The 21,491-nt window shown below is 73.1% G+C and carries 20 protein-coding genes; 9 read left to right on the forward strand and 11 right to left on the reverse strand.

The genetic code is table 11. The features are described 5' to 3' along the window. Positions 1–148: 148 nt before the first annotated feature. Complete coding sequence (locus tag ACPA54_RS17425; protein WP_423530718.1) at positions 149–2,125, forward strand: SMI1/KNR4 family protein; 1,977 nt, start codon at positions 149–151, stop codon at positions 2,123–2,125. A 92-nt stretch (positions 2,126–2,217) separates the two neighbouring features. On the opposite strand, the gene ACPA54_RS17430 is transcribed toward ACPA54_RS17425, so the two are convergent. After that, positions 2,218–3,039, reverse strand: coding sequence for an alpha/beta fold hydrolase (locus tag ACPA54_RS17430; RefSeq protein WP_423530720.1), 822 nt, complete (start codon positions 3,037–3,039; stop codon positions 2,218–2,220). 257 nt (positions 3,040–3,296) lie between these two features. Between ACPA54_RS17430 and ACPA54_RS17435 the strand changes: the two genes are divergently transcribed. Next, complete coding sequence (locus ACPA54_RS17435) at positions 3,297–4,085, forward strand: SDR family NAD(P)-dependent oxidoreductase (protein WP_423530722.1); 789 nt, start codon at positions 3,297–3,299, stop codon at positions 4,083–4,085. Between the two features lie 78 nt (positions 4,086–4,163). Here the strand turns inward: ACPA54_RS17435 and ACPA54_RS17440 are convergent, their stop codons facing one another. Then, entirely contained in the window at positions 4,164–5,396 is a 1,233-nt protein-coding gene (locus ACPA54_RS17440) for a metallophosphoesterase (protein ID WP_423530724.1), read from the reverse strand. A gap of 78 nt (positions 5,397–5,474) precedes the next feature. Continuing rightward, complete coding sequence (locus ACPA54_RS17445; RefSeq protein ID WP_423530726.1) at positions 5,475–6,140, reverse strand: TetR/AcrR family transcriptional regulator; 666 nt, start codon at positions 6,138–6,140, stop codon at positions 5,475–5,477. Positions 6,141–6,231: 91 nt separating this feature from the next. On the opposite strand from ACPA54_RS17445, the gene ACPA54_RS17450 reads away from it, so the two are divergent. Continuing rightward, positions 6,232–7,161, forward strand: coding sequence for a zinc-binding dehydrogenase (locus ACPA54_RS17450; RefSeq protein WP_423530728.1), 930 nt, complete (start codon positions 6,232–6,234; stop codon positions 7,159–7,161). Between the two features lie 171 nt (positions 7,162–7,332). Further along, positions 7,333–8,364 (forward strand): DUF4328 domain-containing protein, encoded by a 1,032-nt coding sequence (locus tag ACPA54_RS17455; protein ID WP_423530730.1) that lies wholly within the window; start codon positions 7,333–7,335, stop codon positions 8,362–8,364. 181 nt (positions 8,365–8,545) lie between these two features. On the opposite strand, the gene ACPA54_RS17460 is transcribed toward ACPA54_RS17455, so the two are convergent. Further along, positions 8,546–8,821, reverse strand: a complete 276-nt coding sequence (locus ACPA54_RS17460) for a hypothetical protein (RefSeq protein ID WP_423530732.1) — start codon at positions 8,819–8,821, stop codon at positions 8,546–8,548. A gap of 282 nt (positions 8,822–9,103) precedes the next feature. Here ACPA54_RS17460 and ACPA54_RS17465 point away from each other — a divergent pair, with 282 nt between their 5' ends. Continuing rightward, complete coding sequence (locus tag ACPA54_RS17465; RefSeq protein ID WP_423530734.1) at positions 9,104–9,856, forward strand: RNA polymerase sigma factor; 753 nt, start codon at positions 9,104–9,106, stop codon at positions 9,854–9,856. Positions 9,857–9,859: 3 nt separating this feature from the next. Next, positions 9,860–10,525, forward strand: a complete 666-nt coding sequence (locus ACPA54_RS17470; protein WP_423530736.1) for a hypothetical protein — start codon at positions 9,860–9,862, stop codon at positions 10,523–10,525. Positions 10,526–10,530: 5 nt separating this feature from the next. Here ACPA54_RS17470 and ACPA54_RS17475 read toward each other — a convergent pair whose 3' ends face one another. From ACPA54_RS17475 to ACPA54_RS17485, 3 genes are all read right to left on the reverse strand, one after another. Beyond that, complete coding sequence (locus tag ACPA54_RS17475) at positions 10,531–10,659, reverse strand: hypothetical protein (protein ID WP_423530738.1); 129 nt, start codon at positions 10,657–10,659, stop codon at positions 10,531–10,533. Then, complete coding sequence (locus tag ACPA54_RS17480; RefSeq protein ID WP_423530740.1) at positions 10,656–11,402, reverse strand: hypothetical protein; 747 nt, start codon at positions 11,400–11,402, stop codon at positions 10,656–10,658. The genes ACPA54_RS17475 and ACPA54_RS17480 overlap by 4 nt, the downstream gene beginning before the upstream one ends. An 89-nt stretch (positions 11,403–11,491) precedes the next feature. Then, positions 11,492–12,172: an SMI1/KNR4 family protein gene (locus ACPA54_RS17485; RefSeq protein ID WP_423530742.1), complete on the reverse strand. Its 681-nt coding sequence runs from the start codon at positions 12,170–12,172 to the stop codon at positions 11,492–11,494. Between ACPA54_RS17485 and ACPA54_RS17490 the strand changes: the two genes are divergently transcribed. Beyond that, on the forward strand, positions 12,158–12,697 hold the full coding sequence (locus ACPA54_RS17490; RefSeq protein ID WP_423530744.1) for a DUF6461 domain-containing protein: 540 nt from the start codon (positions 12,158–12,160) through the stop codon (positions 12,695–12,697). The genes ACPA54_RS17485 and ACPA54_RS17490 overlap by 15 nt on opposite strands. Before the next feature lie 57 nt (positions 12,698–12,754). Here the strand turns inward: ACPA54_RS17490 and ACPA54_RS17495 are convergent, their stop codons facing one another. Beyond that, positions 12,755–13,747, reverse strand: a complete 993-nt coding sequence (locus ACPA54_RS17495; RefSeq protein WP_423530746.1) for a zinc-dependent alcohol dehydrogenase family protein — start codon at positions 13,745–13,747, stop codon at positions 12,755–12,757. A 390-nt stretch (positions 13,748–14,137) separates the two neighbouring features. On the opposite strand from ACPA54_RS17495, the gene ACPA54_RS17500 reads away from it, so the two are divergent. After that, positions 14,138–14,680, forward strand: coding sequence for a pyridoxamine 5'-phosphate oxidase family protein (locus ACPA54_RS17500; protein WP_423530748.1), 543 nt, complete (start codon positions 14,138–14,140; stop codon positions 14,678–14,680). Positions 14,681–14,850: 170 nt separating this feature from the next. Here ACPA54_RS17500 and ACPA54_RS17505 read toward each other — a convergent pair whose 3' ends face one another. The 3 genes from ACPA54_RS17505 to ACPA54_RS17515 form a co-directional block, all read right to left on the reverse strand. Next, the gene (locus tag ACPA54_RS17505; RefSeq protein ID WP_423530750.1) at positions 14,851–15,990 is read right to left on the reverse strand and encodes an alkene reductase; all 1,140 of its coding nucleotides are present in this window, start codon (positions 15,988–15,990) and stop codon (positions 14,851–14,853) included. 92 nt (positions 15,991–16,082) lie between these two features. Next, on the reverse strand, positions 16,083–17,303 hold the full coding sequence (locus tag ACPA54_RS17510; protein ID WP_423530752.1) for an MFS transporter: 1,221 nt from the start codon (positions 17,301–17,303) through the stop codon (positions 16,083–16,085). Between the two features lie 36 nt (positions 17,304–17,339). Beyond that, positions 17,340–18,068: an SDR family oxidoreductase gene (locus ACPA54_RS17515; RefSeq protein WP_423530754.1), complete on the reverse strand. Its 729-nt coding sequence runs from the start codon at positions 18,066–18,068 to the stop codon at positions 17,340–17,342. Between the two features lie 130 nt (positions 18,069–18,198). Between ACPA54_RS17515 and ACPA54_RS17520 the strand changes: the two genes are divergently transcribed. Further along, positions 18,199–21,426: an AfsR/SARP family transcriptional regulator gene (locus tag ACPA54_RS17520; RefSeq protein ID WP_479729415.1), complete on the forward strand. Its 3,228-nt coding sequence runs from the start codon at positions 18,199–18,201 to the stop codon at positions 21,424–21,426. The last annotated feature ends 65 nt before the right edge of the window (positions 21,427–21,491 follow it).

The raw sequence follows: 21,491 nt of genomic DNA on the forward strand, positions 1-21,491 counted from the left end.
CGTGCCCCCGTCGTCTGGAGGACGACCGTTCGTTGCGGAGCCTCCGGGCGGCGGGGGAGCTCGTCCGGGGTGCCGCAGTGCTGCGGCACTGTGGCACTGCGGGACCCCGGCGCCGGACGCGCGCCAAGGCGCCTCCGGGATGTCGGTGGTGACTGCGAGCATCCCGGGCATGGGCGAGCGTTACCAGCGTGACAACTGGACTGGTTTCCTTCGGCGTTGGAGCGAGGAGTGGGCGGATGCCCAGGCATCCGACGGCGTCCGGTACCTCGGCGCGGACGGGCTGACAGCCCTGCGGCAGCGCTGGCTGGGGTTCCCCGGCGCCGACGAGGAGCGCCTGGCCGCCGCCGAAGCGCGGATCGGGCACCGGCTGCCGCCGTCCCTGCGGTCGTTCCTGAAGGTCACCGACGGCTGGCTGAACGCGGGCAACTTCGTGATGCGCTTGGCCGGCACGGCCGAACTGGCGCCCTTGGACGAGGTCGAGGCCGAGCGGTACACCGGCTTCGACGACTGGATGCTGGAAGGCGGGGAGCCCTCCGAGGAGGTGCTTCACCGGCACGGGATGTGGCATCGGGCGGTGCGCCTCGGCCTGGAGGTGGACGCCGGGATCCTGGTCCTCGACCCGGGTGACGTCGGACCGGACGGCGAATGGGCGGTCTACATCTGTCACAGCTGGTCGGGCGTAGGCGCGGAACGCTTCGCGTCCTTCCGGGCATTCATGCGTGACAGGTACCGGGAGTTCCATGCGCTGGCCGCGGACCATGGGATGGTCAACGAGACCACCGAGGCGCTGGACGCGGCGTTGGAGTTCGGCCGCGAGGAGGCGTACGCGGGACGCTGGGAACGGGCGGCGAACATCTTTGCCGAGGCAGCGGCCTACGGCCGACCCGGAGCACGCGAACTGCTGGCTCGGCTGGATGCGTTCCTGACCGGTGACCGCAGGATGGGGCTGTACCACCCGCCCCTGGCCCCGGCCGATCGCGGCGAGGCCCTCCCCGTCTACCTGGCCGCCCAGTTCGAGCGCGGCTGGCCACCCCCACACGAGGTGGTGCAGCGGCAGCCGGCCGAGGTCCGCGACCTGGCCACGAGCATCGCCGATGGCACCTACGTCTACGAACCCGACGGCGCTTTCGGCGCCTTCGTCGCCCGCGCCCGCGAACTCGCCCGGTGGGGCGACACCGACGGGGCGTGGCGGCTCATCCGCGACGGTCTCCCGCACTGGGAACCGCCCGCCGAAGGGCTCCTCGCGCCCCTCGGCCTGCTCGCCGACCCGCTGCTCGCCCCCGTGGTCACACGCGAACGCGGCCAGGAGCTGCTGGCCACGCCGCGCGCCGGCCGCACCGGCCCGATGCCGGAGCCGGTGCCCGACCTGGACCCGCCGGGCCTGGACTGGCTCGCCGCGCGGGAAGGGTGGTGGAGGGAGGGCTACCGGCTCGTCCTGGTGGAAGGCGTAGACCCGGAACGGCTCGTGGAATTGATCGGGCACGAGGAACAGGACGGACTCGCGGCCCCCGCCACCGCGCACGAACTCCGTTACCGCCGAACCGATTCGGGAAACCGGCGGGCCGGAAACCCGTGGGACGACCGCGCCTTGATGACGGTAGGGCGCGCCGGCCCCGGATGGAGCTTCGCGTTCGCCCACGAGTACGCGCCCCCGGACGCCGACCGCCTCCGCAGCCCTGCGGTCCCCGCGTCTCTCGCGACGCCGGACGGGCGCGCCGTCGCGGTCTGGTGCACGACAGGGCGTCAACCGCCGGCGCAGGGACCGGCCGAGCAGTTCTCGTTCCACATCTCGGTGGCCCGAGGGGGAGAACTCGAAGGCGCGCTGACAGTCGAATCACCGCATCACGGGACCGAACCGCAACGTCCTCCTCTCGTACACCGCGTCGGCACGTTGCCCGAGGCATTCGACCCGAACAGGCTGCAGGTTGCGTCCGTCGAATCAGCCCGGTCCATGGACGCATGCGAGGCCACCCACCGGCGCGTACTCCGCGCGGTTGCCAACGAGTTCGGCGTGACCCTGCCCCGCTTCGCCCTGCTCCAAGGACGCATGCACGCGTTCGAAACGATCAGCTGGTCCCGCGGACCCCGAGCGGGGGACCGCTGGGTCAGCATCACGGTGCAATAGCGCGCGAGCCGAGGTGAGTGCCGCTGCCGGTTTTGTGTGGTGGCGGTGCAGCCCGTGCGAGGGCCGCACCGCCACCGATCACTCGATGGGGCTCAGTCGGCGAGGAACGCCAGCAAGTCGGTGTTGAAGGCCTGTTCGAAGGGGCCGTTCAGGCCGTGTGGGGCGCCCTCGTAGACGCGCAGGGTGGCCTTCGGCAGCAGTTCGGCGCTGCGCAGGCCGGAGGTTTTGATGGGGACCATCTGGTCGTCGTCTCCGTGGGCGACGAGGACCGGGATGTCGATCTTGGGGAGGTCGTCGGTGAAGTCGGTCTCGGAGAAGGCCTTGACGCAGTCGTAGGCCGCTTTGAAGCCGACCTGCATGCCGCCGAGCCAGAACTCGTCGCGCTTGCCCTGGGAGACGGCGGCCCCCGGGCGGTTGAAGCCGTAGAAGGCTTCGGAGAGGTCCTTGTAGAACTGCGAGCGGTCGCCTGCGATGGCGGCGCGGATACCGTCGAGGGCGTCCATCGGGACGCCGCCGGGGTTGGCGTCGGTCTGCAGCATCAGCGGCGGGACGGCGCCGAGGAGGACGGCTTTGGCGACGCGTCCGGTGCCGTGCCGGGCCAGGTAGCGGACGACCTCGCCGCCGCCGGTGGAGTGGCCGACCAGGACCGCGTCGCGCAGGTCGAGGTGCTCGATCAGTTCGGCGAGATCGTCGGCGTACTGGTCCATGAAGTTGCCGTCCCACGGCTGCGACGACCGGCCGTGCCCGCGCCGGTCGTGCGCGATCGCCCGATAGCCGTGCGAGGCCACCAGGTGCGCCTGCGGATCCCAGGCGTCCGCGTTCAGCGGCCAGCCGTGCGAGAACACGACCGGCCGGCCGGTACCCCAGTCCTTGTAGAAGATCTCGGTGCCGTCCTTCGTCGTGATCACCGGCATAGCTGTTCCTCCAAATGGGGTGGCGTTTCGCCCACGCTAAGCCCATGCATCGGATCCGTCACGGGGGTTGCTCCGGGCGCTCGGGCCGCGTGTCGGGCGGTCGCCGCCGAGGGGCACGCCTCCTCGGCGGCCGCGTGCATGTTCGGTTCCGGGAAATCCGGGCAACCTGGACGCGTCCTTCCGCGTGGGGGCCGGGCTTCGGCCGGGCTCCGACCCGGGGGCGTGGTGGATTGCCGATGTGCGGAAAGGGCCCGGTCATGGATCTCGGAATCACCGGCAAGACGGCCGTCGTCACGGGTGCCGGGCGCGGCATCGGCCTGGCCGTGACCCGCGCGCTCGTCGCGGAGGGCGCCCGGGTGGTCGCCGGATCCCGCTCGGTCACCGACGAGTTGGCGGACCTCGCCGCCGACGGCGGGGTGGTGCCTCTCGCCGTGGACCTGGCCGAACCGGGCGGCCCGGCCCGGCTGGTCGCCGTGGCCGCCGAGGCGGGCGGCGGCGTGGACATCCTGGTCAACAACGTCGGCGCGGTCCGCCCGCGCACCGCCGGGTTCCTCGCGGTGACCGACGACGATTGGGCCGCGACCCTGACCGTCAACTTCCTGGCCGCCGTCCGCACGACCCGGGCCGCGCTGCCGTTCCTGCTGCAGCAGGGCAGCGGGAGCATCGTGACGGTCTGCTCGGTCAACGCCTTCCTGCCCGACCCGCTGGTCGTCGACTATTCGGCGGCCAAGGCGGCGCTCCTCAACTTCTCCAAGTCGCTGTCGAAGGAAGTCGGTCCGCAGGGCATCCGGGTGAACACCGTCAGCCCCGGCCCGGTCGCCACGGCCTTGTGGCTGGGTGATTCCGGGGTGGCGGCGTCGGTCGCCGAGGCGTCGGGCCACACCCCCGACGACATCGCGGCACAGGCCGCCTCCGGTGCCGTCACCGGCCGGTTCACCCGGCCGGAGGAAGTCGCCGACCTGGTCGTCTACCTGGCGGGGGAGCGGGCCGGGAACATCACGGGTTCGGACTTCGTCGTCGACGGCGGCCTGGTCACCACCCTGTGACGGCGCCGCTTCACCCGCGGGTTCGCGGCCGCGTACGGCGCCGCTCGGCCGGTGCGGCGCCGACTGTGCTCGGCCCCGTCAGGTCGTCGAGCGCAGGGTGAGCAGGGTGATCTCGCTCGGGGCGAAGACGCGGAAGGGCGGGCCCCAGAAGCCGGTGCCGCGGCTCGTGTAGAGCCGGGTGCGCTCGCCGTGGTGGCTCAGGCCCTGGACCACCGGCTGGTCGAGGCGGACGAGGAGGCCGAACGGCCAGATCTGGCCGCCGTGGGTGTGTCCGGAGATCTGCAGGTCGATGCCCGCGGCGGCGGCCTGGGGGATGTACTTGGGCTGGTGGGCGACGAGCAGGACCGGGAGGTCCGGATCCGCGCCTGCCAGGGCGCCGTCCAGGTCGGTGCGGTGTCCGGCCAGTCCGGAGTGGTGGGCGGTGACGTCGTCCACGCCGGCGAGGACGAGGCGGTCACCGCCGCGTTCGACGACGACGTGGCGGTTGTGCAGGGCCTCCCAGCCGAGGTCGGTCATGCGGTCCAGCCAGCCCTGGGCCTCGCCGAGGTACTCGTGGTTGCCGGTGACGTACACCCGTGCCAGTCGCGCCCGGACCGCGCCGAGGGGTGCGGACTGCTCGCGGCGTTGGGTGGGCGTGCCGTCGGCGATGTCGCCGGCGTGGACCACGACGTCCGCGTCGAGCCGGTTGACGGCCTCGGTCACACGCGCCGACCAGGCGGCCCGGTCGATCGGGCCGTAGTGGGTGTCGGCCAGGACGACGACACGGGTTCCGTCGAGGCCCGCGCCGAGCCGGGGAAGGGGAACGTCCAGCTGCCGCACGCGGGGTACGCGCATCGCTTCGTAGTGGCCCCACGCCAGCAGCCCGGCCGAGACCGCGGCGACAGCGCAGGCGATCACCCGGGCGCGGTCGGCGCCGCCGGTGCCGAGACCGATGAGCAGGAGGTGCGTGAGGCCGCCGAGCACCGACCAGGTGAACAGGACCCAGGCCACCCCGAGCGTGGTGTCGGCAATGCGGGCCGCACCGTCCGCGCGCCGGGCATGGCCGGTGAACATCAGGAACGGGAAGGCGACCATGGCGCCGACGAAGACGACCGTACCGGTCACGAAGACGGGGAACGGCCAGTCGGTGCCGGAGCCGAACAGCGTCCACCACGGCAGCAGGAAGAGCAGGGCAAGGACCAGGAGGAAGACCCCGACGCCGCCCAGCCGCCGCAGCACGCGCGGCGGCTTCGCCGCGCGGGGGCGGGGCGGGGTGTCGGTGGGCGTCCGGCCGGACGCCTGGACGCTCCTGGCGTCGGACTCGGTCGGCATGCGCCAAGTCTCGCAGACGCGGCGGAGTGCGGTGCGGAGGAGAGACCGACGCTGACGAGGCCCTTGCGGACGCGTCGACTACTCCGTGGCGCGCGGCGTCGCGGTGACGGTCACGCTCTGCGGGATTGCCGCGAAGGCGGTGCGGAGTTGGGCGGTGAAGGTGTCGCGGTCGGGTTCGCCGGGGATTTCGACCCAGCGTTCCAAGGCCCAGTGGTTGGCGGCGGCGAGGAGGTCCAGGGCGAGCCGGGCGCGGGGGTCGTTCGGGTCTTCGAGGGTGAGCCTGCGCTGCAGTGTCGTGAGGGACGTGCGGATGGTGTGGTCGCAGAACTGCAGGCCGTGGGCGTCCATCGACGGGTTCTTCGCGGCGAGCCGGCGGCTGAGTCGGACGCGTCGCGGCCATGCCTCGTCGGTCATGCGGTCGACGGCGGCGAGCAGCGAATCCTGGAGGAAGGCCAGCAGGGTGCCGCCGCCGGTGACGGGGCGGGTCTCCAGTTCGTCGGTGAAGGCCGTCCACATGTCCTGGGTAGGCGCCATGACGACGTCTTCCTTGCTCGCGAACGTGCGGAAGAACGTGCGCTTGGAGACCTCGACCGCGTTGCACAGGTCGTCCAACGTCGCGCCTTCGAAACCGCGTTCGGTGAACAAGTCGAGCGCGGTGCCGATCAGTGCTTCGCGGGTGCGGAGCTTCTTGCGTTCGCGCAGGGACGGTTGCGGGGCGGCGCGGTCGGCTTCGGTGGCAGTCATGGTGCCGCCAGTGTAGCCAAAGGAGCGAATGCCGCTGATAGGCTTTTGCCACTGAGTGGCACAATCGGTGCCCACGAAAGGCGGCCTTGCCATGCGCGCACTCCTCGTCGACCGCTCCCACCCCCGGAACCTGCGTCTGGGAGATGTCCCGGACCCCGAACCGGCTCCGCACCAGGCCCTCGTCCGCGTCCGCGCGATGTCCCTCAACTTCGGCGAAGCCAAGTACGTCCTCGCCGAAGCCCCGGACGGGTCGGTGCCGGGCTGGGACGCCGCCGGGGTCGTCGAACGCGCCGCGGCGGACGGCTCCGGCCCGCCGGCCGGCACACCCGTCGTCACCCTCGGGTGGGACGGCGCGTGGGCCGAACTCCGCGCCGTCGACACCTCCTGGCTCGGTACCGTGCCGCCCGACGCCGACTTGGGCGTCATCGCCACCGTCCCGGTCGCCGGCGCCAGCGCCCTGCGGGCCCTCCGCCGCCTCGGTCCGCTGCTCGGCCGCCGCGTCCTCGTCACCGGCGCCACCGGGGGCGTTGGCCGCTACGCCGTCCAACTCGCCCGCCGCGCGGGCGCCCACGTGATCGCCTCGACCGGCGACCCGGCAACCCATGCCCCCGGCCTCCAGGCCCTCGGCGCCCACGAAGTCGTGCGCGCGCCGGAGGAGTTGACCGGACTCGTCGACGGTGTCGTGGACATGGTCGGCGGTCCCCAGCTCGTCGACGCGTACGCCCGCCTCGCGGAACACGGCACCCTCGTCTCCGTCGGCCGCGCCACCGACGCCCCCGAGCACTTCCCCGCGCACGCCTTCTCCGGCGCACCCGAAGCCCACGACCGCGCCATCGTCAGCTTCTTCCTCCTGCGCTGCACCGACCTCGCCCCCGACCTCGCCTTCCTGGCCTCGTTGGTGGCCGCGGGCGAACTCGACCCCCATGTCACTTGGCGGGCCTCGTGGGAGAAGGCCGCGGACGGCGTCGACGCTCTTCTCGACCGCGCGGTGCATGGGAAGGCGGTTCTGGACGTCGTCTGAGCCGCGGCGGGTGTCTCCGTCGGCGGCGCCGGGGCGGATCGGGTCGGATAACGACTCGGTGATCGACAACCGTTCGGTGATGACGATCTTCGTCGGAAGCGGAATGATGCGGTGCACACTTTCCGGCCGCGGGGGATGCTGCGTGCCGCTGATTTCCGGTGGGGGCTTTGGTTGATCTGTTCGGAATGTGAGGCGCGTTCCACGCGCGAGGACCGCTGCACGAACTGCGGTGCCGAGTTGTGGGCGATGCCGGACGACGGCGAGGCGCCGCGCGACAGACCCGGCGGGCCTGCCCCGGGGTGGCAGGCGGACGCCACGGTCACCAAGTGGGCGGTGCCGCCTCCGACTCCGCCGGCCATGGGCTGGCAGTTGTACGGGGTGCGGGCGAACCGGGGGCTCGGCATCGCGGTGGGGGTCCTGCTCGGCGTTGACGTGCTGCTGAACGTCCTGAACGCGATTGCCCGGTGGCGGACCGCGGAGGCGGCGGACGACCTCCTCCGCGGCAGCGGAGACGGGGGATTTCCGGGGATCACCGAGCAGGACTTGGAGACGGTGAACTCCGCGATCACGTTCTCGAACAACGTGTACGGACCTGCCGTGCTCGGGTTCATGATCACCGTCGTGGTCGCGATGGTGTGGTTCTACCGGGCGCGCGCCAACGTCGCGCTGTTCGGTCTGCACCAGCCGGGCCTGGCCGCCGGCTGGTCGATCGCCGGCTGGTTCTGCCCCTTCGTGAACTGGTGGTTCCCGGCGCGCATCGCCAACGACATCTGGAAGGGCAGCGATTCACGGGGCCGCCGGGAGCGTGTCCCGCTGATCCTGGCTTGGTGGCTGGTTTTCCAACTGGGCATCGTCCTGGAATTCGTGGGTGCCGGCGAGGAAGCCGGCGAGTTCGCGCGGCCCGACAGCCTCACGACGCTCCGGGACAACAGCTACGTGTCCGTGGCCGCGTCCCTCGTCAGCGCGGTGGCGGCCCTGCTGTTCGTGCTCGTCGTGCAGCGCATCACCATCATGCAACTGGACCGCGAACGCGAACTGTGGGCATGGACCGGGCACGGCGGGCTGCCCCCGCTGGGACATTGGCCGGTGCCGGTGCCCGCGCCGCTCCCTGGGGCGGGGGCGGACAAGGCGCCGCCGCCTCCGCTCAACCCCGCGAACGCGGCGGGCGGCGGAGAGAGCAGCGGGGCGGAAAGCGGTAGTTGACGCGGAGGCGGGACGCGGGACACGAGTGGGTGTTGCGGCGCGCAACAGGTCGAGTTGCCCGTGCCGCTCGTCCGCGGCGTGGGAGCGGAAACGACCGGACCCCGGCCCGCAGGCGCGACCTCGCGGCTCCCCCTCGGTGCGCGAAGTCGCCCGCCCACGGGCCGGGGTCCGGCTCACCCGGTCAGCGCACCCACAGCTCGTAGTTCTCCACGGGGCTGCCGCCGGTGCACTGGTAGGCGTTCCAACGGTGGGTCGCGATGCCCTGGTTGCCGGTGTCGGCGCAGGCGCTCGCCCAGAAGTAGTCGGTGATGTACGTCCATCCCGGCCCGGGCGAGTGGCACGGATGCTCGCAGGCGGCCGTCGCCGGGGCGGCCTGCGCCGGGGCGGCGGCAAGCACGCCGCCGAAGGCGAGGGCGGCACTGGCGGTCACGGTCATCACCAGGTTGCGCAGTCGCATGATCGTCTTCCTTTCGCGTGGTGACGGACATGGGGTACACGTCCGAACCCCGCCCCGATGACGACGCCGTCCATGTGGCGTGCGTCACACACGAATGGGCTAACTGCGGTCACTCGTTCGCGTGCAATGGTGACGGTGCGTGCCTCTTCGCTCACTTTGCGTTCTAGGGTGAGGCCCATTGCACACGCAGGCGCCCAGGCGCACGCAGGCGCGCTCGTACACGTGCCGGCGCGGACGCCGCACCGCATGCGCAGCACACTCGGGGAGCGGGGGGCGGCCACCATGGACACGGCCGATGAACTGGCCACGGTGCCGGGCGGGCCGGGCCCGGCGGGCACGTCCGTCGGCACGCGGCCGCAGGGGCGGCGGGAAGTCTTCGACTCGGTCTTCGCCGGCATACTGCCGCGGCTGTACCGTGCCGCGATGCTGCTGACCGGTGGCAGTGCGCACGCACAGGACCTGGTGCACGACGCGTACCTGAAGATCGGCCGCCGTCCGGAACGGTTCCTGGCCCACCCGGAGCCGTACGCGTACGCGTTCACCGCCGTGGCCAACCTGGCCCGCGACCAGTGGCGGCGCAACCGCCGCCAGCTCCCGGCCGGTGAGCCGACCGACGACTGGCACCGCGACGGCATGTGGCCCGGCGACGGCCGGCTGCCGAACGCCGCCGCGGGCGAGGATGCCCTGCTGCGGGAACACCAGGACGGTGTCGAGGTGGTGCGGCTGCTGCGTCGCCTGACGTTCAAGCAGGCGCGCTCGGTGCTGCTGGTCGACGTGGAGGGCTACACGATCGACGAGGCCGCACAACTGATCCGCACCCACCGCAGCACCGTGGCCATCACGCGCCGCCGCGGACTGGAACGGCTGCGGTCGCTGATCGAGCAGGAACGTGCCGCCGAGGTGCGGGGCGCGGGCGGCCAGGTGCACGGCGTGTCCGCCGCCGCGCTGCCCGCGCAGCCGCACCCCCATCCGCTTCCGCAGCCGGAAGGGTGGCACGTCCGGCCAGGGAACTCCGAGGGACAAGGAGACGATTGAGCCATGGCATCCCGGCAGCACGGTCCTACGGCGCCGCCCGGCCATCCGCGTGAGCGGATAAGCGACGAGCAGATCGGCGCTCTGCTGCGCCGCGGCGCCGAGACCATCACGGTGCCTCCGGCCTTGATGGCGCGGCTGCAAGCGGCGGCGCGGGAAGACGAGGCGGCGCGCTCCCACCCGACGGGGGGAGCGCGCCGCCTCGCGCTGGGCGGACGCATGCGGGTTGCGTTCGCGGTCGCCGCGGTTGCCGCCGCGCTCGTGCCGGCGGCACTCGCCGCCGACGCGCTGCAGCACGGCGGGAACGACCACGGTCGCAAGGCCGCGGTCCAAGCGCCACCGCCGCCGTCCGGGATCGCCCTCACCGTCTACAACGTGGAAGAGGCCTGCCAGCCGCTGCGCACTCTGGAGTGTGCTCTGGGGCTGGCCCGTTCGCCGTACACCCGGTACACCGCGGCGAACGTGGTGGCCCACGTGTGGCACGGCGACGTCCTGAACGCCGACTGCGTGGTGCGCGACGGTCAACTGGTCACCGACGAGCACGGCATGTCGTCCGGTCGCTGGTATCACGTGGCGTCGCCGCAGGGCTGGCTGCCGGGGGTCCGCACGCGCAACGAACTTCCGCTGCCGGACTGCCCGATGCTGGTACCGGCCGAGACGCCCGCGCCCTGACGGTGTCAGCAGTCGAACACCGACCAGCGGATCTCGTCGCGCAACCGCTGATCGTCCAGCACCGGGTCGCGGTTCATGGCATGGCCGCGCTCCTGTGCCTGTCGCGACGAACCCGTCCGGGCGTGGCGGATCACAGGTGCTTCGTCCGGTTGAGGTTGGGCGCGAGGGCCGGGACTTGGCGCTCCACGCTCGCGGTGCGGTCGGCGATGCGCTGGTCGAGGGCGACGTTCGCGTGTGATTCCCCGGTCTTGGGCAGGGCGAGGTCCACGACCGGGCCGAGGCCCTGGGTGGCGGCCGCGGGCGCCGGGCGCCGGTTGTGCTCGTTGAGCCGTGCCGCGGCTGCCGCCGCACGGTCGGGTGTGGCTTGCGCCGGGGAGATCGCCGGCGCGCGGTTGGGGACCACGGCGATCTCGGGGTGGCGGGGTGGCGGGCCGGTGTTGACGGGGATCGCGGCGGCCTCGGTCCGGCCCGCGAGGTACCCGAGGACGGTGGACAGGACGGCTTGTTCGTTCCCGCCGGGGAAGTGTCCGCTGCCCTGCTGCTCGATGAGCCAGGTGCCGCCTCCGGGTTTGGCCTTGTCGCCGTAGTACGCGGAGCGGGCTTCGTCGAAAGCCGCTGCGGTCACGCGTACCGAGTAGTCCGGAATCCGCGGATCGGCACTGCCGAGGATGAAGACCAGGTGACGCGGGGGATGCCGGACCTCTTCGGCGATGCCGCCGGAGTGGGCGTAGCCCGCCCGGCGGTCGACGGGGTCCGACTCGTCCATGTGGACGAGTCGCTGGCTGTTGTCCGCGGACAGCGTGGTCAGGATCGGGCGGTTGAACACCATGCTGTCGAACCGGTCGGCCATGTGCCGGAGCACGTCCAGCCCGGTCATGCCGCCGGCCGACTGGAAGAAGCCGATGCGCCCTTCCTTGCCCGCGTGTTCGGGGGCGTGATTGCGAACGACGGAGAGGAGCCGTGGGCTCAGTCCGCCACGTGCGGGGCGTCCGCCATGAAGTGCTCCCAGACGCTTGCGCCGTTGGCCCAGATCGACAGCCAGCGGCGCAGCGGCATCGCGTAGTGGACGGCGTCGTGCGGGCCTTGGCCTCGTTCGGGTGCCCACCAGTCGCAGTCGTAGACCAGTACCGGGCTGTCGATGGCGATCAGCGACAGGTGGGTCTCGACGGTGCAGCCGCAGTATGTAAGGAAGAGCCACGACCGTGGCGGCTCCCGGTCCCCTGCGTGGCCGGTGCGTTCGCGGACGGCACACGGCCAGTCGTGGGTCTGGCCTGGCGCGCGGTTGGTGCGGCGCAAGGACGCGATACCCGAGTCGGGGCCGAAGCCGCCGTCGCCGACTTCGGTGTAGACGCGGCGGAGCAGTTCGGGCAGCGGCCGCCCCAGCTTGCGCTCGGCCTGCTCGACGTCGGACGCGGTGGCCGGGGTGAACAACGGCCCGCGTGGGGCGTCGGCGAAATAGGCGGCGACTTCGAGCGACCGGGACGGGAGTTCCAGGTCTGTGCCGTCGGCTGCCTGCGAGACGGCGCGGTGGGCGAGCTGCGCTGGGCTGTCGGGGCCGTAGCGCTCGACCAGCCATGCGGCTGGATACGCAAATCGCCGACCTTCGACCTGGCGTTGGAGGTCGGCTACACGGTGGTTCTGGTCCATGGCCTCGGGCCTGAGCAGTTGCGCGGTGTTCTGCGGGCGGAACCGTGCGGCATGGCTGTGGGGATCGACCCGATCGTCGAGGCGGCGTACGACGGCGTGGATGTCGTCGGTGTGGTCCCGGTGTCGGGTGACGGCGGGTCCTGGTCGCTGCTCGTGTCTGTCACCGACGCGATGGCGATGCGGCCGCGGCTCCTGGAAACCCTGTCGGAGGGGCGGCGCGTCGTGGCGCATTCCGGCAACGGCGGCAAGCCCATGGACTTCTTCTTCTGGTACCAGGACGGCGAGTTGCGCATGGGGTTCGAGAGTCCTTGCGACCGTGACGGAACCACCCCCGATGAGCTGGTGCCGCTGATGCGGGCACTCGGCTGCGACGTCGATGGGGAGCAGGATCTGGACGTGTACGACGAGAAAGCGGCCGTCCTCGCCCTCGCGGAGAGACTGACCGGGGTGCGGATCGCCGAGGGGTTCCTGCGCGAGGCCGAGTTCCGGATGATGCGGGTACCGGGCGTGCCCGACGAGGAGTAGCGCGGATTTGGGGTGTGGCGGCCGCCGCCCGGGAACGGGCGGCGGCCGTTGTGCGGGTCAGTGGTCGACTGTGGCGACGATCTTGCCTATCTGGGTGCCGGATTCGAGGTGGCGGTGGGCGTCGGCGATGGCCGTGAGGGGGAAGGTGCGGTCGACGACGGCCTGGAAGTCCCCGGCGCGGAGGCCTTCGGTGACGAAGGCGTGGGCGCGGCGGAGGAGTTCGGGGTCGCGGGTGATTTCGTGGACGGTGAAGGTGCGCAGGGTGAGCGCGGGTAGGCCGAGGTCGATGCCGGGGAACGGCGTGGGCCGGCCGCTGAGCGCCCCGTAGACGATGACGCTGCCGCCGGGGGCGGTGGCGCGGGCGAGGTCCGTGACGCCCGGACCGGCGACCGCGTCGAACGTGTGGTCGGTGCCGCGGCCGTGGGTGAGGTCGAGGATCGCCGCGGCGACGTCCTGCGTGTCGGTGGTGATGACGTGCGCGGCACCGTGAGCCAGCAGGGTCGCCTTCTTGGCGTCGGTGCGGGTGACGGCGATGGGGGTCGCGCCGAGGCGGCGGGCGACGCGCAGCGCGGCGAGGCCGACGCTGCTGGACGCCGCGGTGACGACCAGGGTGTCGCCCGGAGCCAGCGTGCCGGCGAGCGCGCCGTAGGCGGTGAGGTACGGCATCCACACGGCGGCACCGTCGACGGCACCGACGGTGTCGGGTCGGGGGATCACGGCGGACGCCGGGACAAGGGCGTGGTCGGCGTAGACCGCGTAGTCGTTCTGGGAGAACGCCGGGATGACGCTGACGGCTTGCCCGGGTGCGAAACCGGTGACCCCGTCGCCGACGGCGTCGACCGTGCCGGCGGCTTCGGTGCCCAGGCGGGCGGGGAACCGTGCCACCGTTTCGATGTAGTTGCCGTCGCGCCACAGGACTTCGGCGCGGTTGAGGCCGATCGCGTCGATCCGCAGCCGTAGTTCGCCGGGGCCGGGCGTGCCTACCGGGAGATCGGCGAGGGTGAGGACGTCGGGTCCGCCGTGCTGGTGGAAGAGGACGGTGGTGGCCATGGCGCAGCTCCTTGGTGAGGGCGAGAACGGCAGCCCCCGCGTGCGTGGGACGGCTGTCCCGATCGCCATCAACCCCTCCGTACCGACTTCGATTCCGGACGCCGATCCTCAGAACGGCTGATTCGCGAACAGCTCCGGATGGCCGCACGCCGGGCACCGGAACACCTCGATGACGAACTTGCGGCTCTGTCCGTATCCCTTGGCGCCGCCGAATGCGTGGCGCCGCAGCAGGCCGCTGACCCACAGGGCAAGGTGGCCGCCGGACGAGGGCCGGGCAGCGGCCGCGCGGGCGAATCTCGGCGGAGAACCACCGATGATTCGGGCGCCTCCCCTCGGTCTATAGGAAACCGGACAGGAAAACGGACCGGAAACCGACCAGGAAGGACCCTCATGCCCGCCCACCCCACGACCGAGCTGGACGCCCGCTACAGCTCCGCGGTCAACCCGCGCCCGGGTGCCGAGAAAGCCACCGCGGCCGCTTGGGACGACGCGCGGCGCCAGACGCAGGACGCCGAGATCCTCCAGGTCGTCACGGTCCGCCCGGACGGCCGACCGCACATCACCCCGGTGATCGCCGTCTGGCACGACGGGACGCTGTACTTCTCCACCGGCCCTGAAGAACAGAAGGCGAAGAACCTCGCCCACAACCGGCACTGCGCGCTGCTCACCGCCGGCAACGCCCTCACCGAGGGCCGCGACGTCGTCGTCGAAGGCGCCGCGGCGCAGGTCGACGACCCCGCGCTGCTGGAAGCGGTGATCCGCGCGTTCGAGGCCAAGTACGGCCCGCACATCACCTCTCCCGAAGGTACGTTCCACGGCATCGGGGACGCCTTCCGCACGGGCCAAGCCGTCGTGTTCGGGGTCGCCCCCGCCACGGCCTACGGCTTCGGCCGCGAGAACGGCGTCTACACCCACACCCGCTGGACGTTCTGACCCCGCGACCCCCGCGACCCCCGCGACCCCCGCGACCCGACCCCGCGACCCCCGAGCCCACGGCACGGCGAGCGGGCGCCACCCGCCCCGGGTGACGCCCGCTCGCGTCGCCGTCGCGCCCGGACACCCGCGAGGGGCCGGGCGCGGCGGATCGTGAGGCCGACCGCGGTTCACACTCCGGCAGGAGCGAGGCCGGCGTGGTCCAGCGTCGGGTAGTCCGTGTAGCCCTCCGCCCCTCCGGTGTACATCAGCCCGTGGTCGCGCACCTGGTTGACCGGGGCTCCGCTGCGCAGCCGGTCCACGAGGTCCGGGTTGGCGAGGAACGGCCGGCCCAGCGCGATCAGGTCGGCGCCCGCGGCGAGCAGGCGTTCGGCGGCGGCCTTGCCGCCGTCCTCGGGCAGCGGGCCGCCCCAGCCCAGCACGGGGTTGGCGATCAGTACGCCGGTCCAGGCCGCGCGGAGTTCCCGGAACAGCGGCTGGTCGGGGTCGGCGAACACGACGTGCAAGTACGCCGGGCCGATCTCGGCGAGCGCGGCGACGAGTTCCGGGTAGATCGCCTCGGTGTCGCCTTCCGCCATCGCGTTCGCGGTGACGCCGGGGGCGATGCGGACGCCGACCCGCTCGGCGCCGATCGCGTCGACGACGGCGCGGACCACCTCGACGGGGAACCGGATGCGGTGGGCGACCGGGCCGCCGTACGCGTCGGTGCGCCGGTTGGTGCCCTGGCCGAGGAACTGGTGGAGCAGGTACCCGTTCGCGGCGTGCACCTCGACACCGGCGAAGCCCGCGGCCACCGCGTTGCGGGCGGCGTTCGCGAAGTCCTGCACCGTGGACCGGATTTCCTCGACGGTCATTTCGCGCGGCACAACCGGCGGGCGCGACCCGGACGGCGTGTGCATCGCGTCGGGGAACGGCACCGGCGACGGCGCGACGGGGTGTAGTCCGCTCGTCTCCGGGTGTCCGATCCGGCCGCCGTGCTGCAGTTGCAGGAACATCCGCCCGCCCGCGGCGTGCACGGTATCCGTCACCGCCCGCCAGCCCTCGACGTGCGTATCGCGGTAGATGGCGGGGATGTTCGGGTACGTCGCGCCGACCGCGTTGGGCGTCGTGGCCTCGGCGATGATCAGCCCGGCGCCGGCCCGCTGCGCGTAGTACTCGGCCATGACCGGCAGCGGCGTTCCGTCGTCCGCGGCCCGGTTGCGGGTCATCGGGGCCATCACCAGGCGGTTCGGCAGGTCGAGCGGGCCCAGGCGGGCGGGGCCGAACAGGTCGCGGGCGGCGGAGGCGGCGGGGACGGGGTTGATGGTCATGACGGAGGTCCTTTCGGGCATGGTGAATTGGGCGTTAGGGGTGCCGGGTGCCTGGTGCCTGGCGCTTCGGGAAATGAGGGGAGGACGGACGTTCAGGACGCCGTGCCGCGATCGCCCGGGAATCCGTGCCGCCGGGCAGCCGCCACCACGGCGAGCACCGGTACGAGCAGCAGGAGCGCGCTCCATGCGAACGCGTCCGCCCCGATCAGGTTGTAGAGGAGCCCGCCGAGCAGGCCCCCGGCGGCCATCGCCGCGTTCCACAGCGTGACCAGGGCGGCCTGTGCCGCGTCGGCGGCGTCCCCGGCCGCGTCGCCCGCGGCGGTCTGCAGCAGGGTCGGTACGCCGCCCCAGCCGAGGCCCCACAGGGCGGCCGCGGCGTAGACGACGGGGGTGCTGTCGGCCCACAGCGCGAGGCCGGTCGCGGCGACCGCGACGAGCAGCGTGCTCGCCACCATCAGCGCCCGGAGCCGGCGGTGGATGAGCGCGCCCACCACCCAGATCGCGAGCAGTGACGCCGCGCCGAACACCAGGAGCACCGTGTCCGTCGACGAGCCGAGGCCGAGGTCGTCGAGGAGCGTGGCGATGTAGGTGTAGAGGATCGTGTGGGCGAGGACGAACACGAGCGTGACGGCCAGCACCGGCAGCACACCGGGCACCCGCAGCACGGCCCGCAGGGGTGTTCCCGCGGCGCGCTCGCTGCCCGGCTGGTCGGGCACGAGGACGGCGATCCAGGCGAGCAGCAGCAGGGTCAGGCCGGTCATGATCAGGAACGCGGTCTGCCAATTCACGGCGTGTCCGAGGAACGTCCCGGCCGGGACGCCGAGCGACAGCGCGAGGGGGATGCCGGCCATCGCCACGGCGACGGCCCGGCCTTCGAGGTGCGGCGGGGCCAAGCGCCGGGCGTATCCGGCGAGCAGCGCCCACGCGAGACCGGCGGCGACGCCCGCGACGAAGCGGGCCGCCATGGTCAGCGCGTACGCCGACGACAGCGCGGTGACCGTGTTGGCGGCCGCGAACCCGGCCATCGCGGTGAGCAGCAGCCGCTTGCGCGACCAGCGGGCGGTGGCGGCGGTGAGCGGGATCGCGGTGAGGGCGGTGCCGACGGCGTAGACGGTCACGGTCTGTCCGGCCGCGGACTCGCCGACGCCGAGGTCGGCGCTCATCGCGGGGAGGAGCCCGGCGGGCAGCGTCTCGGTGAGGCTGGTGACGAAAACGGCGGTGGCCAAAGCCAGCAGGGCGGGGAGCGGAAGCCGGTCGGTGCTCGCCGGCGGAGGAGCTGCTTGCCGGGGTATCCCGGATGCGGTGGCAGACATGGCGAAGCGTCCTGTTCGTGAGAAAAGAGAGGTGTGCTAGGGCCGGAGGCCCGGGCGGCTGTCGGATCCGAGGCCGCCGTCGACGGCGAGCACCGTGCCGGTGGTGAACGTCGCGTCCGCGGCGAGGAAGAGCGCGGCGCGGGCGACGTCGTCTACGGATCCGCGCCGGCCGAGCGGTGCGGTGCCGGACCGGAGGTTCCGGGCCAGGGGCATGTCGATGGCGCCGGGTGCGACGGCGTTGACGCGGACGCCGCGGTCCGCGAGTTCGACCGCGAGCACCCGGGCGAAGGCGTGGACGGCCGACGCCGTCATGGCGTGCACGCCCGCATCGGGCATGCCGGGGCGGCAGGCGTCCGCCGCGATCGTGGTGAAGACGACGGCGCCGTCGTCGGCGAGCAGCGGCGCCAGCGCCTGGGCGGCCAGGTAGGCGCCCTTCGCGGTGGAGGCACACCCGTCGAGCGCGCCCTGCGCGGCGGGGGGCTCGGCGCCGACGAACAGCATGTCGACCGTGCCGAAGACGCGCTGCGCTTCGGCGGCCAGCGCCGCGGCGGCGTCCGAGGCGTTCGCGGCGTCGGCGGCGGACAGGTCGCAGGCCACCAGCGACGCCGCGCTGCCCAGCCGGCCTGCGGCATCCGCGAACCCGTGCGCCCCGTCGGCGGTCACCAGGACCTGGGCACCGCCCTCGACCAGGCGCTTGGCGATCGCAAGGCCGACGCCCGTGGTACCGCCGACGACGACCGCGTTCCGGCCCGTGTACTTCGGCACGGTGTGCTCCCTTCGACCGCTTCGTTCCGGTGTGCCGTGCTTCCGACGGGAACGACTCTGGCCGAGGGCGCTTCGGGTCGGCTGATGATCCGCTGACGGTGCGCCGTAAGGCGCTGTGTAGCGTTCAGCCATGCGTTTCGGGGTGCTCGGGCCACTGGCGGTGTGGGACGCCGCCGGGGAGCCGGTGAAGGTCCCCGAGGCGAAGGTCCGCGCGCTGCTCGCCGCCCTGCTCGTCCGGGAAGGCCGGGTGGTCTCCGCGGACCGGCTGGTCGACGACCTGTGGGGCGACGAACCGCCCGGCAACCCGGCCAACGCGCTCCAGGCCAAGGTGTCGCAGCTGCGCCGCGCGATCGGCCGGGACCGGGTGCCGCGGCAGGGCCCCGGCTACCGGCTCGACCTCGCCGACGGCGCGGAGGCGGCCGAGGTGGACGCCGTGCGGTTCCTGGCCCTGGTCGCCGAGGCCCGCGCCGTCGGCGACCCCGCGGAACGCGCCGCCCGGCTCGCCGACGCACTGGACCTGTGGCGCGGACCGGCCTACGCGGACTTCGCCGACGAGACGTTCGCGCGCACCGCGGCCGACCGCCTCGACGAACAGCGCCTCGCCGTCCTCGAAGAACACGCCGAAGCCCGCCTCGCCGCGGGCGACGACCCGCTCCTCACCGGCGAACTCGCCGACCTGGTGGCCCGGCACCCGCTGCGCGAACGCCTGCGCGCCGTGCACCTGCGGGCGCTCTACCGGGCCGGGCGGCAGAGCGAGGCGTTGGCGTCCTACGCCGACCTGCGCAGCCGACTGGCCGACGACCTGGGCCTCGACCCGAGCCCCGCGCTGGCGGCGCTGCACGAGGCGATCCTGCGGCAGGATCCGGCGTTGGACGTGCGGGCGGAGCGGACGGACGCCGGCACCGCGGCTGCGCCCGTGGTTACCCTGGACCCCGCCCCGGACCCCGCCCCGATCAGCTCCAACCTCCCGGCCGACCTCACCCCGCTGATCGGCCGCGACGCGGTGCTCGCGCACGTCGCCCGGTGCATGGACGAGGCACGCCTGGTGACGCTGACCGGCCCCGGCGGTGTCGGGAAGACGCGGCTGGCGATCGCCGCGGCCCGGCGCCGGATCGACCCGGCCGCCGCGGCTTCGCCGCTTCCGGACAGCGTCCGGTTCGTCGAACTCGCCGGCCGGTACGGCGATGCCGCCGACCTGGCCGCCGAAGTCGCCGCCGTCCTCGGCATCCGCGACGACACCCCCGCGGGCGCCCCACGCGTCGGCATGCCGTCGGCGCCCGCCGAACGACTGGTGCAGGCATTGCGCGACCGGTCCGTGCTGCTCGTGCTGGACAACTGCGAGCACGTGGTCGACGCCGCCGCGGAGTTGGCCGCGCTGCTGCTGCGGGGCGCGCCGGGCGTCCGGATCCTGGCCACCAGCCAGGAGCCGCTCGCGGTCCACGGCGAGGCCGTCGTGCTCGTCGAACCCCTCGAATCGGTGGAAGCCCAAGCCCTGTTCCTGGCCCGGGCGGCAGCCGCCGCGCCCGGGTTCGGACCGTCCGGCGGCGACCCGGCCGCGATCGCGGAGATCTGCGCCCGCCTGGACGGCATCCCGCTCGCCCTCGAACTCGCCGCGACCCGGGTGCGGGCGCTCGGCGTCCGCGGGCTGGCCGACCGGCTCGGCGACCGGTTCGGGCTGCTCACGTCCGGCCGCCGCGACGCACCCGCCCGGCAGCGCACCCTGCGCGCCGTCATCGACTGGAGCTGGGAACTCCTCGGCGCACCCGAACGCATCGTGCTGCGGCGCCTGGCCGTCCACCGCGACGGCTGCACCCTCGACGCGGCCGAGGCGGTGTGCGCGGGCGACGGGGTGGCGTCGGCGGACGTCCTGGACGTGCTGACCCGGCTCGTCGAACGGTCGCTCGTCGTGGTCGTCGCCACCCCCGCCGGGACGCGCTACCGGCTGCTCGAAACGGTCGCCGCCTACGCCCACGACCGGCTGCACGAAATGGCGGACGCCGCCGACACGCAGACCCGGCACCTGCACTACTACCGGGCCCTCGCCTCGGCCGCCGAACCGCACCTCCGCGGCGCGGACCAGCAGATCTGGCTTGCCCGACTCGATGCCGAAGCCGCCAACCTGCGCGCCGCGCTCGACACGGCACTCGAGGACCCGTCCGAGGCGGCCCGGCTCACCGCCGCGCTGTGCTGGTGGTGGCTGCTCCGCGGCCGCCTCACCGAGGCCCGGCGCCGCCTGGAAGCCGCCCGCAAGGCAGCCCCGGACGATGCCGAACTCGCCCTACTGCACTATGCGTTCGCCCGCATGACCGGGGGACCTGCTGCGCCTGTCGACGGCATGGCCGACGACATGGCCGACGGAGTGCCCGATCCGGTCCGCCGGGCCCGGGCGTTGTGGCTGTGCGCGTACGGCGAGTTCAGCGCGAACGACATGTCCGCGAGTGCGGAGCTGAACGACGCCGCGGTGGCGCTGTCCGAGGTGGCCGGCGACCGTTGGGGCGTCGCCGCCGGACTCGCCCTGCGTGCGATGCACGGGCTCTTCACCGGCGACCTGGCCGCTCTCGACCGCGACGGTCTGCGCGCCGCCGACGCGTTCCGCGAACTCGGCGACCGCTGGGGCGAGCTGCAGACCGTCTCGCCCCTGGCCGCGCACGCGCAGATCCTCGGCGACTACGCCACCGCCGAACGCCGCCAACAGCAAGGCCTGGCCCTGGCCGAGGAACTGAACCTGCACGCCGAGGTATCCGCGCGCCTCTCCGGCCTCGGCCGCCTCGCCCTGCTCGCCGAGGACTGGCCGCGCGCCGCCGAACTCCACGAACGGGCCCGAAAGTTGGCCGCCGAGCAGGGCTACCGCTTCGGTGAGGCCGCCGCCGAAACCGGTCTCGCCCTGGGCGCGCGCCGCTCCGGCGCGTTCGACGAGGCCGAAGCCCGGCTCCTCGGCATGCTGAACCGCTTCGTCTCCCCGGCCGGCGACCATCTCCGCTACGCCGAACTCGGCTTCACCGCCGAACTCCGCGGCGACCGCGAGGCCGCCTTGGCACACCACCACCACGGCCTCGACCGGGCCTTCACCCTGGCCGACCCCCGCGCTTTCGCCCTCTCCCTGGAGGGCCTCGCCGGCGCCGAATCCCTCACCCCGGCGGGCACCCTCCGCGCCGCCGTCCTCCTCGGCGCCGCCACCGCCGCCCGCGACAGCGTCGGCGCGCCCCTCCCCCCGCCCGAACGCACCGACGTCGACCGCATTACGTCCCGCACCAGGAAGGCCTTGGGCGACCGGGCATTCCGCGAAGCCTTCGACCGCGGCACGGCTATGACCCCCGAAGCCGCCGCGAACCTGGCACGGACATCGACGACCGACTGATGCCGGGGCCGGCTGAGAGGCGGAGGTCGGCCCGGGCCCGCGCGTCGGCGCCGTATCGGCGCGAG

Source organism: Uniformispora flossi, assembly GCF_049534875.1.
GTDB lineage: Bacteria > Actinomycetota > Actinomycetes > Streptomycetales > Streptomycetaceae > Yinghuangia > Yinghuangia aomiensis.

Coding starts and splice junctions, on each gene's coding strand:
- ACPA54_RS17430 (WP_423530720.1), bottom strand. CDS start 3,039: ATGCCGGTGATCACGACGAAGGACGGCACCGAGATCTTCTACAAGGAC.
- ACPA54_RS17435 (WP_423530722.1), top strand. CDS start 3,297: ATGGATCTCGGAATCACCGGCAAGACGGCCGTCGTCACGGGTGCCGGG.
- ACPA54_RS17440 (WP_423530724.1), bottom strand. CDS start 5,396: ATGCCGACCGAGTCCGACGCCAGGAGCGTCCAGGCGTCCGGCCGGACG.
- ACPA54_RS17445 (WP_423530726.1), bottom strand. CDS start 6,140: ATGACTGCCACCGAAGCCGACCGCGCCGCCCCGCAACCGTCCCTGCGC.
- ACPA54_RS17450 (WP_423530728.1), top strand. CDS start 6,232: ATGCGCGCACTCCTCGTCGACCGCTCCCACCCCCGGAACCTGCGTCTG.
- ACPA54_RS17460 (WP_423530732.1), bottom strand. CDS start 8,821: ATGCGACTGCGCAACCTGGTGATGACCGTGACCGCCAGTGCCGCCCTC.
- ACPA54_RS17465 (WP_423530734.1), top strand. CDS start 9,104: ATGGACACGGCCGATGAACTGGCCACGGTGCCGGGCGGGCCGGGCCCG.
- ACPA54_RS17470 (WP_423530736.1), top strand. CDS start 9,860: ATGGCATCCCGGCAGCACGGTCCTACGGCGCCGCCCGGCCATCCGCGT.
- ACPA54_RS17480 (WP_423530740.1), bottom strand. CDS start 11,402: ATGACCGGGCTGGACGTGCTCCGGCACATGGCCGACCGGTTCGACAGC.
- ACPA54_RS17485 (WP_423530742.1), bottom strand. CDS start 12,172: ATGGACCAGAACCACCGTGTAGCCGACCTCCAACGCCAGGTCGAAGGT.
- ACPA54_RS17495 (WP_423530746.1), bottom strand. CDS start 13,747: ATGGCCACCACCGTCCTCTTCCACCAGCACGGCGGACCCGACGTCCTC.
- ACPA54_RS17500 (WP_423530748.1), top strand. CDS start 14,138: ATGCCCGCCCACCCCACGACCGAGCTGGACGCCCGCTACAGCTCCGCG.
- ACPA54_RS17505 (WP_423530750.1), bottom strand. CDS start 15,990: ATGACCATCAACCCCGTCCCCGCCGCCTCCGCCGCCCGCGACCTGTTC.
- ACPA54_RS17510 (WP_423530752.1), bottom strand. CDS start 17,303: ATGTCTGCCACCGCATCCGGGATACCCCGGCAAGCAGCTCCTCCGCCG.
- ACPA54_RS17520 (WP_479729415.1), top strand. CDS start 18,199: ATGCGTTTCGGGGTGCTCGGGCCACTGGCGGTGTGGGACGCCGCCGGG.